At 68.7% G+C, this 14,890-nt stretch carries 14 protein-coding genes and 1 pseudogene; 11 read left to right on the top strand and 4 right to left on the bottom strand.

The annotated features are described in order from the left end of the window. Positions 1-35: 35 nt before the first annotated feature. Positions 36-518 (bottom strand): GreA/GreB family elongation factor, encoded by a 483-nt coding sequence (locus AB6807_RS13830; protein WP_116911364.1) that lies wholly within the window; start codon positions 516-518, stop codon positions 36-38. Between the two features lie 360 nt (positions 519-878). Here AB6807_RS13830 and AB6807_RS13825 point away from each other — a divergent pair, with 360 nt between their 5' ends. From AB6807_RS13825 to AB6807_RS13815, 3 genes are all read left to right on the top strand, one after another. After that, positions 879-2,117 carry a D-alanyl-D-alanine carboxypeptidase family protein gene (locus AB6807_RS13825; RefSeq protein WP_116911365.1) on the top strand — a complete coding sequence of 413 codons (1,239 nt, stop codon included), beginning with the start codon at positions 879-881 and terminating at the stop codon, positions 2,115-2,117. A 352-nt stretch (positions 2,118-2,469) separates the two neighbouring features. Then, entirely contained in the window at positions 2,470-3,135 is a 666-nt protein-coding gene (locus AB6807_RS13820; protein ID WP_371085012.1) for a hypothetical protein, read from the top strand. Beyond that, complete coding sequence (locus AB6807_RS13815) at positions 3,132-4,166, top strand: diguanylate cyclase (protein WP_371085011.1); 1,035 nt, start codon at positions 3,132-3,134, stop codon at positions 4,164-4,166. The genes AB6807_RS13820 and AB6807_RS13815 overlap by 4 nt, the downstream gene beginning before the upstream one ends. Before the next feature lie 43 nt (positions 4,167-4,209). Here AB6807_RS13815 and AB6807_RS13810 read toward each other — a convergent pair whose 3' ends face one another. Beyond that, positions 4,210-4,923, bottom strand: a complete 714-nt coding sequence (locus AB6807_RS13810; protein ID WP_371085010.1) for an HAD family hydrolase — start codon at positions 4,921-4,923, stop codon at positions 4,210-4,212. A gap of 34 nt (positions 4,924-4,957) precedes the next feature. Further along, entirely contained in the window at positions 4,958-6,370 is a 1,413-nt protein-coding gene (locus AB6807_RS13805) for a PLP-dependent aminotransferase family protein (protein WP_371085009.1), read from the bottom strand. A 111-nt stretch (positions 6,371-6,481) separates the two neighbouring features. Here AB6807_RS13805 and cyoA point away from each other — a divergent pair, with 111 nt between their 5' ends. From cyoA to AB6807_RS13770, 7 genes are all read left to right on the top strand, one after another. Beyond that, positions 6,482-7,480 (top strand): ubiquinol oxidase subunit II, encoded by a 999-nt coding sequence (gene cyoA, locus AB6807_RS13800; RefSeq protein WP_371085008.1) that lies wholly within the window; start codon positions 6,482-6,484, stop codon positions 7,478-7,480. An 11-nt stretch (positions 7,481-7,491) separates the two neighbouring features. Continuing rightward, on the top strand, positions 7,492-9,471 hold the full coding sequence (gene cyoB / locus AB6807_RS13795; RefSeq protein WP_371085185.1) for a cytochrome o ubiquinol oxidase subunit I: 1,980 nt from the start codon (positions 7,492-7,494) through the stop codon (positions 9,469-9,471). Further along, the gene (gene cyoC / locus AB6807_RS13790) at positions 9,468-10,091 is read left to right on the top strand and encodes a cytochrome o ubiquinol oxidase subunit III (protein WP_371085007.1); all 624 of its coding nucleotides are present in this window, start codon (positions 9,468-9,470) and stop codon (positions 10,089-10,091) included. The genes cyoB and cyoC overlap by 4 nt, the downstream gene beginning before the upstream one ends. Continuing rightward, a complete protein-coding gene (gene cyoD, locus AB6807_RS13785) occupies positions 10,088-10,471 on the top strand; it encodes a cytochrome o ubiquinol oxidase subunit IV (protein ID WP_286514981.1) in 384 nt (127 codons plus the stop codon). Before cyoC ends, cyoD begins: the two co-directional genes overlap by 4 nt. A 35-nt stretch (positions 10,472-10,506) precedes the next feature. Then, positions 10,507-11,085, top strand: coding sequence for an amino acid synthesis family protein (locus AB6807_RS13780; RefSeq protein ID WP_116911416.1), 579 nt, complete (start codon positions 10,507-10,509; stop codon positions 11,083-11,085). Positions 11,086-11,193: 108 nt separating this feature from the next. Further along, the gene (locus tag AB6807_RS13775; protein ID WP_371085006.1) at positions 11,194-13,158 is read left to right on the top strand and encodes a hypothetical protein; all 1,965 of its coding nucleotides are present in this window, start codon (positions 11,194-11,196) and stop codon (positions 13,156-13,158) included. Between the two features lie 295 nt (positions 13,159-13,453). Next, positions 13,454-13,969 carry a hypothetical protein gene (locus tag AB6807_RS13770; RefSeq protein WP_371085005.1) on the top strand — a complete coding sequence of 172 codons (516 nt, stop codon included), beginning with the start codon at positions 13,454-13,456 and terminating at the stop codon, positions 13,967-13,969. 8 nt (positions 13,970-13,977) lie between these two features. Here the strand turns inward: AB6807_RS13770 and AB6807_RS13765 are convergent. Continuing rightward, positions 13,978-14,436 (bottom strand): annotated as a pseudogene (locus AB6807_RS13765) (7TM diverse intracellular signaling domain-containing protein); the annotation flags it as partial. Here AB6807_RS13765 and AB6807_RS13760 point away from each other — a divergent pair. Then, positions 14,435-14,662 carry a hypothetical protein gene (locus AB6807_RS13760; protein WP_371085004.1) on the top strand — a complete coding sequence of 76 codons (228 nt, stop codon included), beginning with the start codon at positions 14,435-14,437 and terminating at the stop codon, positions 14,660-14,662. The pseudogene AB6807_RS13765 and the gene AB6807_RS13760 sit on opposite strands and share 2 nt — an antisense overlap. Positions 14,663-14,890: the final 228 nt, after the last annotated feature.

Here is a 14,890-nt window from a genome sequence, read left to right as displayed (position 1 = left end):
CGGGGCCAAGTGGCGAGCCGCACGCTGCTTGCGGCTTAGAGAACCCGCAGCACCTCGAACTGCTGCCGGACCGGAGCGACCTGTAGCGACACCTCATCGCCCTCGCATTTGCCCAGCATGGCCCTGGCCAACGGGGCTTCGCTGCTGATGACCTGAACAAGCTGGGCGCCGCTGACCAACTGCATGCTGCCCCCATCCGGGCCGAGAAAGAGCTGTTGCTGCCTGTCGTCGGAATCGACCAGGCAGACCAGCGCGCCGAGCTGTATGCCTTTGACGGCGTCGTAGGGACGCGGGCGGAATCGGCGCCAATCGGCCATCGCCTGGCGTATGGCTTCTGCGCGCCGAGCTTGGCCGGTGGCCAGGTAGGCGGCCTCGAGCCCCAACGTGTCGTATTTGTTTTCGGCGATGTTTTCTTCGTGCGTCGCCGTTTCATGCGCCGCCTGCACTGCCTGCTCGGCTTGCAGCAGGTCTTCGGCGAGCCGTTCCAGCACCTGCTGTTGCAGCAAGAATTTATCCATGGCGAAAGGTCGGCATCTCGAACGAGCGGGGGGTGGGTTTTGAATATGAAGGGCTCCAGAACCCTTCGACGCTGCTGTGCGCTGGAGGTTGACTTCTGACCGAAGGTCGCCAGCAGATCGCATTTTGCCGTGCCCCCCCGGCCAAGCCAGCACACGGGCAACGCAACTGAAAATCGGCGCCGAGGGAGCGAATGACCTGATCGACAGGGCCGTGGCCCCGTCGTCATTTCGACATTGCGCACTTGGTTGCCGAACTTACGCTTGGCATTTCGATCTTCCAACCACACTCGAGCCCCTTCGATCCGTCAAAATCCCCAGTCCGCTCCCCCGGCCCGCACCGCGGTCCGCTCACATACCCCCATGCAATTCAAGACTCCCTCCATCCTCCCGCTCGCCTTCGCAATCGCTGCCAGTGCCCTGGTTCCCGGCGCGACCGCTTTCGCGGCCACCCATGCCGCCAAGCCCGCCGCCCAGAAGAAGGCCGCCACCGCGCCCGCCTCGGCCCCCCTGGCCGGACAGACCGCCGTGGCCGGCGGCCCGCCCGCGCTGCCGGCCAAGGCCTGGTTGCTGATGGACTTCGACTCGGGCGAGGTGCTGGCCTCGGCCAACCCCGACGAGCCGCTGCCGCCCGCGTCGCTCACCAAGATGATGACCAGCTTCCTGGTGGAGCAGGCGCTGCGCTCGGGCAAGCTCAAGAAGGACGACCTGGTGTCGGTCAGCCAGAACGCCTGGTGCCGCGGCTCGAGCACCGAGTCCTGCATGTACCTGCCGCTGAACAGCCAGGCGACGGTGATCGACATCCTGCGCGGCATCATCATCCAGTCGGGCAACGACGCGTCCAAGGCCATTGCCGAGCACATGGCCGGCTCCGAAGAGGGCTTTGCCAAGCTCATGAACGCCGAAGCCCAGCGCCTGGGCATGACGCACACGCACTTCGTGAACCCCACGGGCCTGCCCGACCCCGACCACAAGTCGTCCGCGCGCGACCTCGCGATACTGGCGCGCGCCATCATCCGCGACAGCTCCGACTACTACCCGATCTACGCGGAGCGCGAGTTCAAGTACAACAACATCAAGCAGGGCAACCGCAACGCGCTGCTCTACACCGACCCCACGGTCGACGGCCTGAAGACCGGCCACACGCAGGAAGCCGGCTTTTGCCTGGTCACTTCGTCCAAGCGCAACGGCATGCGCCTGATCACGGTCATCCTGAACACCAACAGCGCCCAGGCGCGTGCGGACGAAACGCGCGCCCTGCTCGGCTGGGGCTACGCCAACTTCGAGAAGGCCACGCCCATCGAGCCGACGGCGGTCGTCGCGTCGCCCAAGATCGCCTTCGGCAAGGCCGACACCGTGGCCGCGGGCCTGGGCGCGCCCTGGACCATCACGGTGCCGCGCGGCCAGAAGGTGAGCACCTCGGTGCAGGTCAAGGCCGACCTGGAAGCACCGGTGGCCAAGGGCGCGGTCATCGGCAAGATCGTCGCGGAGTCGAACGGCAAGCAGGTGGCGGAAACGCCGCTGGTGGCGCAGGCCGACGTGGAACGCGCCGGCTTCTTCCTGCGCATGTGGCAGCACCTGATGCGCCTGTTCGGCAAGTGAAGCGCGCTTGATTTGGGCGTGAGGCGGGCGTGAGGCGGGCGTGAGGCGGGCGTGATGCGGACGTGACGCGGGCGCGCTGCGCTTCCTGCCAGCATCAGTACGCGCCCGGCGGCTCCGGCTTGCGGAAGGGCTTGTAGCGCGTTGCCCCGCGCACGCGCCCCAGCGGCGTCTTCAGTAGATGCCATTGCCGGGCGCGGTGTCGACGATCTGCTCCAGCAGCTCCGCGCACACCGGGTGCGCCTCAAGGGGCCAGACGTCCTACAACCCCTTTGCAACAAATAAAACTTGTTGCAAGACAATGGCGTCTCCCTGAACGATGCGGCGCTCCCCGGCTTCGCGCCACGTCTCCACCATGCAAAAGAAACTCAGCAAACTCGCGGCCGAAGCCGCCGACAAGGGCCGCTGGGCGCTGGCCGCCGCGGCGGTATGTGCGGCCACCAGCGACACGGTCGACGACCACATCAACGTGCTGGGTGCCATGCACGAGGTCGGCCTGCTGAAGAACAGCATGGCGCCCTTCGCCAAGGCCTGGCGCGCCGATGCACCGGCCTTCACCGCCGCCTGCGTGGCGCGGCTAGAGCACGGCGATGCGGACTATTGGGCGCTCGCGGCGCTGCTCGGCCTGCAGATTGCCGACGTCGGGCCCCAGTTCATCAACGCGGGCTTCGAGCTGCTGGCCATCACGCGCATTCCCGCATTCAAGGACCCCGAACTGCACGTGGCCACGCTCGCGCGCCGCCAGCCGGCCAGCCCCGAGGTGCTGACGGCGCCCGTCGACCTGGGCTGGAACGCGAAGACCGGCGAACTGCTCGACGTGAGCCGCTGGCGGGCCATCGTGCTGGAGCAGCACGCGGGCACGGCGCCGCAACTGAGCGGCAGCGGTTTCGGCAGCTACTTCATGCGCGCCAAGCTGCCCTACGGTTGCTGGCGCCTGCTGCACGACAGGTTCACGCTCGACGCGGATGCGGCCGTGGCGCCGGATGCAACGCTCTGGACACAGACGAAAGACGGACAGTGAGCGAAGCCTACAGAGACCAGACCCGCAGGCGCCTGCAGCTCACCGCCGTCGAGATGGGCGTGACCGCGGTGCTGGGCTCGTTGCTCGCCGTGCTGGCGCGGCTGGCGATTCCCACGCCCGAATACATCTGGCTGCGCCTGCTGTTGCTGCCGATGACCGCGCTGTTCGCCTGGATCATCGTGCGTGCCCCCTCGGTGCGCGGCTACGGGCTGGCGTGCATGGCGACCATTGCCACGGTCAGCTTCAACAGCTACCTGGGCGCGCTGGGCACCGACCGGCCGCTGATGTACTTCGTGCCGGCGGCGGCCATCATCGTGCTGGCCACCAGCTTCTTCTGGATCACGCTGGCGCAGTGGATCGGTGGGGCGATCGCCTGCTATGCCTTCTTCCTGCCCTTCGTGCTCGACCACACGGCCAGCCGCACCGACACCGTGTTCGGCCTGCTGTTCGCGACGATGGCGCTGGCGACGAGCTTCGTGAGCCACCTGCGGATACAGGACTACCAGCGCCGCGCCTTCGACCAGGAGCACCGGCTGGCCCGCCTTTCGGTCACCGACACGCTCACGGGCGCGCGCAGCCGCGCCGACTTTCTCCAGCAGGCCGAAGACGCGGCGGCCCGCGCCCGCGCGACGGCTGCGCCGCTGACGCTGCTGTACCTGGACATCGACCATTTCAAGCGGCTCAACGACGCGCACGGCCATGCGGCAGGCGATGCGGTGCTGCGCGGCATGTCGGGCGTGCTGCAGCGCGCCCTGCGCGACAGCGACGTGTTCGGTCGGCTGGGCGGCGAGGAGTTCTGCGTGCTGCTGCCCGACCAGGGCGAAGACGGCGCGCGCAAGTTGGCGGACCGACTGCGCGGCCTGCTGGCAGCGGTGCCCCGGCCCGACGGGCAGCTGACCGTGTCGGCCGGCATCGCGTCTTTGCGCGACGGTGAATCGGTGCTGCAGACGCTGCACCGGGCCGACCTGGCCATGCTCAGGGCCAAGGAGGCCGGGCGGGATACGGTGCGGGTGGCGGACGAGGTGCGCTGAACGCGCTGACCCGACTGACCCCGCTGGATTCCTCGATGACCTTTCAGGCGCCTGCGTCGGGGTCGTAGCACCCGAGCAGCCGCCCCACATCCCGCAGGTCGCCCCGCACGACCACGTCGGCATCGATCTGCGCCAGCTGCTTCGCCCGGTCCGCATCGCCGATGCCGACGAACTCCAGCCCCAGCGCCCGCGCGGTGAGCAGGTCCCACACGCCGTCGCCGATGGAAACCACCCTGCCGCCGGCCGGCACGCCGTGCCTGGCGCGTGCCTTGTCGATGGCGGCCTGCACGATGTCTTCGCGGGTCTCGTGCTCCGACGCGGTGGCCAGCAGGTCGGCGTCGAAGGCATGCGCCAGCAGCGCCATCTTCCGGTGTGCGCCGTGCCGCAGGCTGCCGGTCGCGAACGCGGCGATCCAGCCGGCCTGCGCGATCTGCGCCAGCAGCTGCGATGCGCCCGCGATCTCGTCGCACGCACGGGCCTCGCTCGCGTCGGTGTCGCACAGCGCGTCGTACTCACGCTGGTAGCGCGCCTCCAGCAGTTGCAGCGGCGGCTCGCCGTCGAAGCCGGCTTCTTCCCACGCCTCCCTGAAGATGGCGCTGTCCGAGTGATGTCGGTAGCTGCCCCACTGGGTGCGCAGCCGCGGAAAGTCGAAGCTGCGCAGCGCGGCTTCGAACGCGCGCTGGTGCAGGGCCACGGTGTCGGTCAATGTGCCGTCGATGTCGAACACGACGATGGGTGTGGCAAGGCTGTTGCGCATGTGCAGGTTGTGTCAGGTCGTTTTCAGGTCGTTTTCAGATCACCACGCGCCGCCCGGTCAAGGGCCTGGGCTCGGGCTCGCGCGCCAGCAGGGCCTTCCAGCGGTTCAGCGCTTCTTCCAGGCGCGCGCGACCGCGCACCGCGCCCAGCGACAGCCGCACCGCGTTCGGTGCCTCCGCGCCGATGGAAAACGCCGCAGAAGGCGTCACCGACAGGCCTTCGGCCAGCGCCGCGCGCGCCAGTTCGGGTGCGGTCCAGCGCGAGGGCAGCGCCTGCCACACATGGATGCCGCGGCCCGATTCGCTTTGCGGCAAACCGAGGATGCCGCTGGCCAGGTCGTGGCGGGCCCAGGTCTCCGCGCGCACCTGCTCGAGCAGGTGCTTGGCCGAACCGTCGTGCACCCACTGCGTCGCCAGCGCGGTGGGCAACGGCGACGCCATGAGCGCGAACGCGCGCAGCGCGTCGAGAAAGTTCGCCTCGTTCTGCGCCTTGTCTTGTGTGTCGGGCAGCCGCACGTAGGCCGTACGCAAGCCCGGCGTGAGGCATTTGGACAGGGTCGACAGGTAGTACGTCGATGCCGGTGCATGGCAGGCGATGGGCTCCGGCGGCTGCGCCTCGAAGAGCCAGTAGGGGTCGTCCTCGATGATGCGCAGCCCCTTGCGCTGCGCCACCTTCGCGAGCTGCCGCCGGCGCGCGGCGGGCATGGTGCGGGCCACGGGGTTCTGGATGGTCGGGTTCAGGTAGAGCACGGTCGCGGTCGCGCCCTGCTCCGCGCAGGCCTGCTCCAGCGCATCGGGCCGCATGCCGTGCTCGTCGGTCGCCACTGCGATGACGCGGCGGCTCAGGCGCTCGGTGACGGAGATGAGGCCCGGGTACACCAGCGGCTCCGCAAGCACGGCGTCGCCGGGCCGCGTCAGCGCGAGCACCAGCGCGGCCAGGGCCGACTGCGCGCCGGGGCACACCGCCACCTGCGACACCTCCAGCGGCCCGAACATGGGCGCGAGCCACCGGCAGCCGGCCATGCGGTCGGCGCGGCTGCCGCCGCCGGGGTGGTAGGTCATGAGCAGGTCGGCGTCGTTGCGCGCGAGCACGTCGGCCAGGCCCTTCTGCAGCAGCGCGAACAGGTTGGAGCCCTCGGGCGCGGGCGGCATGTTCATGCTCAGGTCCATGCGCGGCGCGAAGTCGACCGCGGGCGCCGACACGAAGGTGCCGCCGGGCCCGCGCGACTCGACCAGCCCGCGGCCCTTGGCCTCGGCGTAGGCGCGGGTGACGGTCGTCAGGTCCACGCCCAGCAACTCGGCCAGGCGGCGCTGCGGCGGCAGGCGGTCGCCCGGCTGCAGCTGCCCTTCGGCCACCGAACGCTCGACCAGCGAAAGGATGCGCAGGTAGCGCGAGCCCTTTCCGGCGGCAAAGACCTCGGCCCATTTCCACTCGATTGCTTGCGTCATGTATGGATTATGTATGAGTCACTTTGCCTAGTTCGCACGGGTATTTCGGGCGAATAGCATACAAATTCGCCAATAAATATCCATACATATCCATACATTGGGTTGTCTTGCATGCCTCCAACTGACCATCCCCCTTCGAAGCCAGCGAAAGTCCTGGCCCGCCAAGCCGCGCGCTGGAGCAGCCTCGGCCTGCTCGCGCTTCTCTCCGGCTGCGGCATGACGCTGTTCGACCCCAAGGGCGACATCGGCGCGCAGGAAAAGACGCTCATCGTCCTGGCGCTGGCGATCATGCTGGCCGTGGTCGTCCCGGTCATCGTGCTCACGCTGTGGTTCGCCTGGCGCTACCGCGAGACCAACACCGACAAGCAGGTGGTGTATGCGCCCAGGTGGTCGCACTCCACGCGCATCGAGGTGGTGGTGTGGGGCATTCCGTGCGTGATCGTCGCGTTTCTCGCGGTGCTCATCTGGCGCACCACGCACTCGCTGGACCCGTACAAGCCGCTCGTGTCGCAGACCCCCGCGCTTCGCGTGGAGGTGGTGGCGCTGAACTGGAAGTGGCTCTTCATCTACCCGGACCTCGGCGTGGCCACCGTCAACCAGCTGGCCGTGCCCGTCGACACGCCCATCGCTTTCAAACTCACCGCGCATTCGCTGATGAATTCCTTCTTCATTCCACAGCTGGGCAGCCAGGTCTACGCCATGCCCGGCATGCAGACGCAGCTGCACCTCGTCGCCAACCACGCGGGCGCCTACGACGGCATGTCCGCCGCGTACAGCGGCCACGGCTTCTCGGGCATGAACTTCAAGGCGGCCGCCATGACGCGCGCCGACTTCGACGGCTGGGTCGCGCAGGCCAGGGCATCGCGCCAGGCGTTGTCGCTGGACGCCTACCGCCAGCTGGAAATGCCGAGCGTGAAGAACACGCCCACGGTGTACGCGCGGGTGGAAAACGGCCTGTTCAACGCCATTGCCAACCAGTACATGGGCATGAGCGTGGAAGACATGGCGGCCAGCGACATCTGCGGCCCCGAGACGCCGGAGTTTCCGCTGCGGCTGCAGGCCGCGCGGCCGATGTCGGCATCCTTGCAGCAACCCGTCGGCGGAGAGTGAGCGCCATGCCAGTGTTCGGAAAACTCGACCTCTCCGCGGTGCCCCTGCACGAGCCCATCATCATGGGCACGCTGTGCGTGGTCGTCGTGCTCGGCGCGGCGCTGCTGGGCGCGCTCACCTACTACCGCAAGTGGGGCTACCTGTGGACCGAGTGGTTCACCTCGGTGGACCACAAGCGAATCGGCGTCATGTACATCCTGCTGGCGCTGGTGATGCTGCTGCGCGGCTTCGCCGACGCGCTGATGATGCGCGTGCAGCAGGCCATGGCCAGCGGCGGCAGCGAGGGCTACCTGCCGCCGCACCACTACGACCAGATCTTCACCGCGCACGGCGTGATCATGATCTTCTTCGTGGCCACGCCGCTGATCGTCGGGCTCATGAACGTCATCGTGCCGCTGCAGATCGGCGCGCGCGACGTGGCCTACCCGTTCGTCAATTCGCTGAGCCTGTGGCTGGGCGTGGCCGGCGCGGTGCTGGTGATGATGTCGATGTTCGTCGGCGACTTCGCCGCCACCGGCTGGGTGGCCTACCCGCCGCTCTCGGAGCTGGGCTACAGCCCGACGGTGGGGGTCGACTACTACATCTGGTCGCTGCAGGTGTCGGGGCTGGGCACCACGCTCACGGGCATCAACTTCATCGTGACCATCCTGCGCATGCGTGCGCCGGGCATGACGCTGATGAAGATGCCGGTGTTCACCTGGACGGCGCTGATCACCAACATCCTGATCGTGGCGATCTTCCCCGTGCTCACCGCCACGCTGGCGCTGCTGACCATGGACCGCTACCTGGGCATGCACTTCTTCACCAACGACCTGGGCGGCAACGCCATGATGTACATCAACCTCATCTGGGTGTGGGGCCACCCCGAGGTGTACGTGCTGATTCTTCCGTGCTTCGGCGCGTTCTCCGAAATCATCGCCACCTTCTCGCGCAAGCCGCTGTTCGGCTACACGTCGATGGTGTACGCCACGTCGTCCATCGGGGTGCTGTCGTTCTTCGTGTGGCTGCACCACTTCTTCACCATGGGCTCGGGCGCGAACGTGAACGCGTTCTTCGGGATCATGACGTCGATCATTTCCATTCCCACGGGCGTGAAGCTGTTCAACTGGCTGTTCACCATGTACCGCGGGCGCATCCGCTTCCACTCGGCCACGCTGTGGACCATCGGCTTCATGGTGACCTTCGCCATCGGCGGCATGACGGGCGTGCTGCTGGCCATTCCGGGGGCGGACTTCGTGCTGCACAACAGCCTGTTCCTGGTGGCGCATTTCCACAACGTGATCATTGGCGGCGTGCTGTTCGGCTGCCTGGCGGGCATCAGCTTCTGGTTTCCCAAGGTGTTCGGCTTCACGCTGAACGAGTACTGGGGCAAGGTGGCGTTCTGGTGCTGGCTGGTGGGCTTCTACCTGGCCTTCATGCCGCTGTACGTGCTGGGCTTCATGGGCATGACGCGGCGCATGAACAGCTACGTGGTCGAGGGCTGGCAGCCGTGGCTCGTCGTCGCGCTGTGCGGCGCGGTGGTGATCGGCATGGGCATCCTGGCGATCGGCGTGCAGTTCTACGTGAGCATTCGCGACCGCAAGCACCACCCCGACCTCACGGGCGATCCGTGGGACGGGCGCAGCCTGGAGTGGGCCACGGCCTCGCCGGCGCCGTTCTACAACTTCGCGCTGGTGCCGCGCATCGATTCGCTCGAGCCCCACTGGGACGCCAAGCAGGCCGGCACCGCCTACCTGCAGCCGGGCCGCTACGAAGACATCCACATGCCGCGCAACACCGGCGCCGGCGTGGTGGTGTCGGCCTTCGCGCTGCTGCTGTGCTTCGCGCTGGTGTGGCATATGTGGGCGGTGGCGGCCGCGGCGCTGGTGGGCGCCATCGCGACCTTCGTGGTGCGCTCGTACGACCGCGACGTCGACTACTTCGTGCCCGCCTCGGAGGTGGAGCGCATCGAGAACGCGCGCTTCGCGCAACTGAAGGGAGCGACGGCATGAGCACGCTGAACATCGCAAACACACATGGGCACGGCGAAGGCCACGACGACGGCCACGCGCATGGCGGCGAAGCCCAGACCACCATGGGCTTCTGGATCTACCTGATGAGCGACTGCCTCATCTTCGCGGTGCTGTTCGCCACCTTCGGCGTGCTCGCGGGGGCCACGGCCAACGGCCCCACGGGGCGCGGCCTGTTCGAGCTGGAGTTCGTGCTGGGCGAAACCATGCTGCTGCTGGCCAGCAGCTTCACCTTCGGCCTCGCGATGCTCTCGCTGCAGGCGAGCACGCTGCGCCGCGCCACCGGCTGGCTCGTTGCCACCTTCGTGCTCGGCGCGGCCTTCGTGGGCATGGAGGTGTACGAGTTCGCGGAGCTGATGCACCGCGGCGCCGTGCCGCAGGCCAGCGCCTACCTGTCGGCGTACTTCACGCTGGTGGGCACGCACGGGCTGCACGTGAGCTTCGGGCTGGTGTGGCTGGCCGTGATGCTGCACCAAGTCCACCACTTCGGCCTCACCCCCGTCACGCGCCGCCGCATGGCCTGCCTGAGCCTGTTCTGGCACTTCCTGGACCTGGTGTGGATCTGCGTCTTCACCTTCATCTACCTGCGAGAGTTCACATGAACGCCACCCACGCCCCGTCGAACCACACGTCCTTCCACGCCGCGTCTTCGCACGGCTCCCTGCAGAGCTACACCATCGGCTTCGCGCTGTCGCTGCTGCTCACCTTCGCGTCCTTCGGCGCGGTCATGCTCGACGTGCTGCCGCGCCAGATGCGCCTGCCCGTGGTGGTGGGGTTGTGCGTGGCGCAACTGCTGGTGCAGCTGGTGTACTTCCTGCACATGGGCAGCTCGCCCGACCAGCGCGCCAACACCGGCATCTTCGTGTGCACTGCGGCGCTCATCGTGATCGTCATCGCGGGATCGCTCTGGGTGATGCACAACGCCAACGCGAACATGATGCCCATGCAGTTCTCGCCGGCCGAGGCGCGCGCCAAGGAATGACCGCCATGCACACTCCCGCGCACGCTGCGGCGCTGCTGCCGCCCATCGACATCCGCAAGCGCAGCCTGAACATCGAGATGATCTTCCACGAGGGCGGCCCGCGCGTGAGCCGGCCCCTGTTGGTGGCGTCGGCGTGCGCGGTCATCCGCAACCCGTACGCGGGCCGCTACGAAAGCGACCTGCTCGCGTTCATGGAAGCCGTGAAGCCCCTGGGCGCGAGCCTGGCGGAGGAACTGGTGCGCTCGCTGGGGCGGGACCAGGTCGAGGCCTACGGCAAGGCCGCCATCGTGGGCGTGAACGGCGAGATGGAGCACGGCGCCGTGTGGCACGAGGCGGGCGGCTGGGCCATGCGCGAGGCACTGGGCGAGCCCAAGGCCATCGTGCCGTCGGTGAAGGCCGTGGCGGGCGCCGGCTACCGGCTGATGGTGCCGCTGCACCACGTGCACGCGGCATATGTGCGCAGCCATTTCTCATCGGCCGAGATCGGCATCCAGGACGCGCCGCGGCCCGACGAAATTCTGTTCGCGCTGGTGATGTCGAACGGCGGGCGCGTCCATTCGCGGGTGGGCGGGCTGGCGGCGGAGCACATTGCCGGGCACGACGGGCAGCGCTAGAAGGTCGCGCCCGGCTCGGCGCCTTGTCCAGCAAAAACGACAACTGACTTATTCGCATGCGAACACCCCCACGAACTGAAAGGAAATGTTGCTAAAGTTGTAGCCATCATGGCCCGACGAAACGAAGCGCTTGCGTGGCGCCTGCTGTATGTGGTGCTTGCGGTCGTCGGATTCGTGGGGTGGCTGCCTGCGCAAGCCCTCACGCTGGTCGACAAGGCACAGCTCACGCTGAGCGTGCGGGGCCCATCGAAACAAGCCCAGGCGGCATCCCGAACCGAAACCGCCACCCTCCCCTACGACTGGGACCAGCACCAGGCCTCCTTCGACGGGGAGGCCCGCTTCAGCTTCGACATTCCACCGGGCGACCCCGCCGCCCCCACGGCCCTGTTCGTGCCGCGCCTGGGCAACAGCTTTCGGGTGTCGGTGAACGGCCGGGAGCTGGCCCGCTTCGGCGCCTTTCCACCGGGCCCGTACGACGACGCCTCCTTCGCGCCGCAGTACTTCGTGCTGCCGCCCGCGGGTTCGGCGGCGCCGCAGCGCGTGGACATCGTCATCGCGGCGCAGACCGCGCGCCAGGGCGGCCTGTCGCCCGTGGTGGCGGGCACCGAGGCCGAGATTCTTCCGCTGTACGAGCGCGCGCTGTTCTGGCAGATCAGCGGCGGGCGCTTCATTGCCATCGTGAGCGGGGTGCTGGGCGCGCTGTCGCTGCTGGTGTGGATGCGCCAGCGCGAATCGATCTACCTCTACTACGGCCTGGGTGAGCTGCTGTGGTCGGTGCAGACGGCGCGCGTGCTGTTCACGCATGCGCCGCTGGCCTGGCCCTGGTGGGGCGTGGTGCCGCTGGCGGCCTTCCAGGCGGCGGTGCCGTTGCTGTGCCGCTTCGCGCTGTCGGTGGTGGGGCGCGACCACACGCCGCTGGCGCGCGCACTGGGCCTGATGGCGTGGCTCGCGCCGGTGGCGGCGGTGCTGGGCATCATGGTGCCGTGGCTGTGGGTGATGCCGCTGTGGCGCACGCTGAGCCTGGTGGCCGCGCTGGCGATGATGGTGGTCGTGTTCCGCACGGCGCTGCGCAGCGCGGTGCTGGAGCACCGGGTGCTCGGCATCGCGGTGGTGCTGATCGTGCTGTGCGGCGCGCGCGACGTGTGGGTGATGCGCACCTCGCCCGAGGCCTACGCGATGGTGCCGTGGATCCGCATGGCGTGGGTCGGCTTCGCGGTCACGCTGGCCTGGGTCATTGCCGAGCGCATGCGCAAGGACGCGCGCGCCATGGCCGCCATGAACGCCTCGCTGGAAGCCGAGCTCGCCGAGCGCAACGCCGCGCTCGAGGCCGTGTTCGCGCGCGAACGCGAAGGCGAGAAGGCGCGCGGCGCGCTCGAAGAACGCCAGCGCCTCACGCAGGACCTGCACGACGGCCTGGGCGGGCAGCTCTCGGGCTTGCTGCGCCTGGCGCAGCAGCCGGGCACGGCGCTGGTCGATGTGGAAGTGCACCTGCGCGACGCGGTCGACCAGCTGAAGCTCACGGTGGACGCCATGCACGGCTGCGAGGGCGACGTGGCCTCCGCGCTGGGCAGCGTGCGCTACCGGCTGGGGCCGCGCCTGCAGGCTGCCGGCATCGACCTGCACTGGGACGTGAGCCCGCTGCCGACCATGACGGGCTGGACCGTGCGCGAGTCGCACCAGATGCAGATGCTGCTGTTCGAAGCCTTCGCCAACATGATGGCGCACGCGGGCGCGAGCCAGGCCAGCCTGCGCGCACGGCTGCTGCCTGCGGGCGAGGCGATGGGAGTCGTGGTGGAGGGCCCGGCCCAGCCCGGCGCCGACATCGTCGAGGTCGAGCTCTGCGACAACGGCCGCGGCTTCGACGCGCAGGCGAAGTTCGCGGGCAAGGGGCTGGTGAACATGCATGCGCGCGCCACCGCGCTGGGCGGCACGCTCAGGGTGCGTTCGCAGCCCGGCGAGACCCGGCTGTGCTTGCACCTGCCAGTGCCGCAAGAGCAGGCGCAGGCGCAAGTGCAGGCTCAGGAAGCGACGAGCCCGGTGCTTCTGGCCTCTCCGGCCCCTCGGGCGGTGTGACGCGCACGCGCGCCTCGAGCCGGGTGCACCCCGGCGCCGAGGCGATTTCCAGCGTGCCGCCGATGCGCGCGATGCGCGCATGCATGCTGCGCAGGCCGATGCCCAGGATTGACCCCGCCACGCCCTGAACATCGAAGCCCACGCCGTTGTCCTCGATCGACAGGCTGAGCTGGCCGCCGTGGTGCTTTGATTGCCTTGGTCGCATCGCCCATCGTCCAAGGCCAGCAGCCGCACCTCGAACTCGCTCGCGCGGCTGTGCTTGATGACGTTGGTCAGCGCCTCTTCGAGAAAGCGCGTGAGCCCCAGCAACTGCTTGGGCGACAGCTCGCAAGGCCAGCGCGCCGGCAGCTGCCACCGGCTGGCCACGTTCAGCTCCTCGAAGATGCGGTTGAAGCGGTGGCGAATCGGCGCGATCCATTCGGCCGGCGTGGCCGCGATGCGCGCCGTGGCGCTGGAGCTGCTGTCGATCACCTGGCGCAGGTCGTCGCGCAGCGACTTGAACATCGACAGGTACTGGTGGGCCTCCAGCGCGTGGGCCGACTGCTCCACCAGCGCGATGGAGCGCACCAGCGAGCCGCCCAGGCCGTCGTGCAGGTCGTGGGCCAGCTGCAGCCGTTCGCCGAGGCGGGCGTTGGCCAGCGCCAGCGCGTGCTCGCGCCCGAGCGTCTGCGTGAGTTCGTGGCGCGTGATGGTGATGCGCTCTTCCAGCTCGAGGTTGAAGCGCTCGATGCGCCGCAGGTTGCGCGTCACGCTCCACGCCAGGATGGCCGACATGCCCACCATGATGAGCGGCGCCGACACCGTGGTGTAGGCCAGCCCGTCGGGCAGCACGCGCAGCACCATCAGCACGTCGTGCACCGCCGCCACCAGAAAGCCCAGCACGCAGACCGCCAGCAGCAGGTGCTCGGGCTGGCGCGTGAATGCGGCCCGCCCCACGAAAGCCGCGCACGCCCCCATGAACAGCGCCGCGCACGCCAGGAAGGCCACGCCCTGCGCGGCGCCCAGCCCGTCGCGCGAAATGAACGCCACCACCGCCGCACCCAGCCCGGCCGCGAGCCACAAGGCCCGCTCCGCGCGCACGAAGCGCAGGCCGCCGAAGCGGCACAGGAAGATGCAGAACGACGAGGTGTAGGCCAGCAACGCCACCGTCACCCAGCGCGACCAGCTGTCGGTGGTGGCGAAAGGCCAGGGCGTGGAAACCACCGTGTTGCTCGCGAACAGCAGCCAGGTGAACGACGTGAGGGCATACCAGCCGTAGCTGCGCTCGCTGCGCCGCATGAGCCATAGCGCCAGGAAGAAGCAGCCCAGCGTCATCGAGATCACCAGGTTCAGCGCGGGCAGCGAGCGCCGCAGCAGCACCTGGTGGCTGTACAGCGGCTCCACCGTGTCGGCCGTGCCGATGCGCACGCGCCCCAGCCCCGCGCCGTCGACGGGGTTGCCCACCACCTTCACGAACACGGTGTTGGCGCCGGGCCGCAGCACCGAGGGCGGAACGACGAGGTAGCGCGGCGTGTTCCAGCTGCGGCTCAGCGGCTCGGCCAGGCTGCGGTCGGTCCACAGCAGGTCGTCGTTGACGTACACCGCGCCGGCCATGTTGATGTAGTCGATGGCAATCGCCAGCGGTTCGGTCGCCGGGGTGCAGGGCCAGTGCCAGTCGATGCGGTACCAGGCCGTGCCGTCGTGCCCGGGCCAGCGCTGCGACCACAGGTCGGGCAGCGACACGGGCGTCCAG

The sequence above is a fragment of the Variovorax sp. RCC_210 genome, assembly GCF_041355175.1.
Lineage (GTDB): Bacteria > Pseudomonadota > Gammaproteobacteria > Burkholderiales > Burkholderiaceae_C > Variovorax.
Note: the sequence above shows the minus strand (reverse complement) of the source record. Positions and strands in the feature narration are given on the sequence as shown.

Coding starts and splice junctions, on each gene's coding strand:
- AB6807_RS13775 (WP_371085006.1), top strand. CDS start 11,194: ATGGCCCGACGAAACGAAGCGCTTGCGTGGCGCCTGCTGTATGTGGTG.
- cyoC (WP_371085007.1), top strand. CDS start 9,468: ATGAGCACGCTGAACATCGCAAACACACATGGGCACGGCGAAGGCCAC.
- AB6807_RS13805 (WP_371085009.1), bottom strand. CDS start 6,370: ATGACGCAAGCAATCGAGTGGAAATGGGCCGAGGTCTTTGCCGCCGGA.
- AB6807_RS13820 (WP_371085012.1), top strand. CDS start 2,470: ATGCAAAAGAAACTCAGCAAACTCGCGGCCGAAGCCGCCGACAAGGGC.
- AB6807_RS13825 (WP_116911365.1), top strand. CDS start 879: ATGCAATTCAAGACTCCCTCCATCCTCCCGCTCGCCTTCGCAATCGCT.
- cyoD (WP_286514981.1), top strand. CDS start 10,088: ATGAACGCCACCCACGCCCCGTCGAACCACACGTCCTTCCACGCCGCG.
- AB6807_RS13830 (WP_116911364.1), bottom strand. CDS start 518: ATGGATAAATTCTTGCTGCAACAGCAGGTGCTGGAACGGCTCGCCGAA.
- AB6807_RS13760 (WP_371085004.1), top strand. CDS start 14,435: ATGAGCCATAGCGCCAGGAAGAAGCAGCCCAGCGTCATCGAGATCACC.
- cyoA (WP_371085008.1), top strand. CDS start 6,482: ATGCCTCCAACTGACCATCCCCCTTCGAAGCCAGCGAAAGTCCTGGCC.
- AB6807_RS13810 (WP_371085010.1), bottom strand. CDS start 4,923: ATGCGCAACAGCCTTGCCACACCCATCGTCGTGTTCGACATCGACGGC.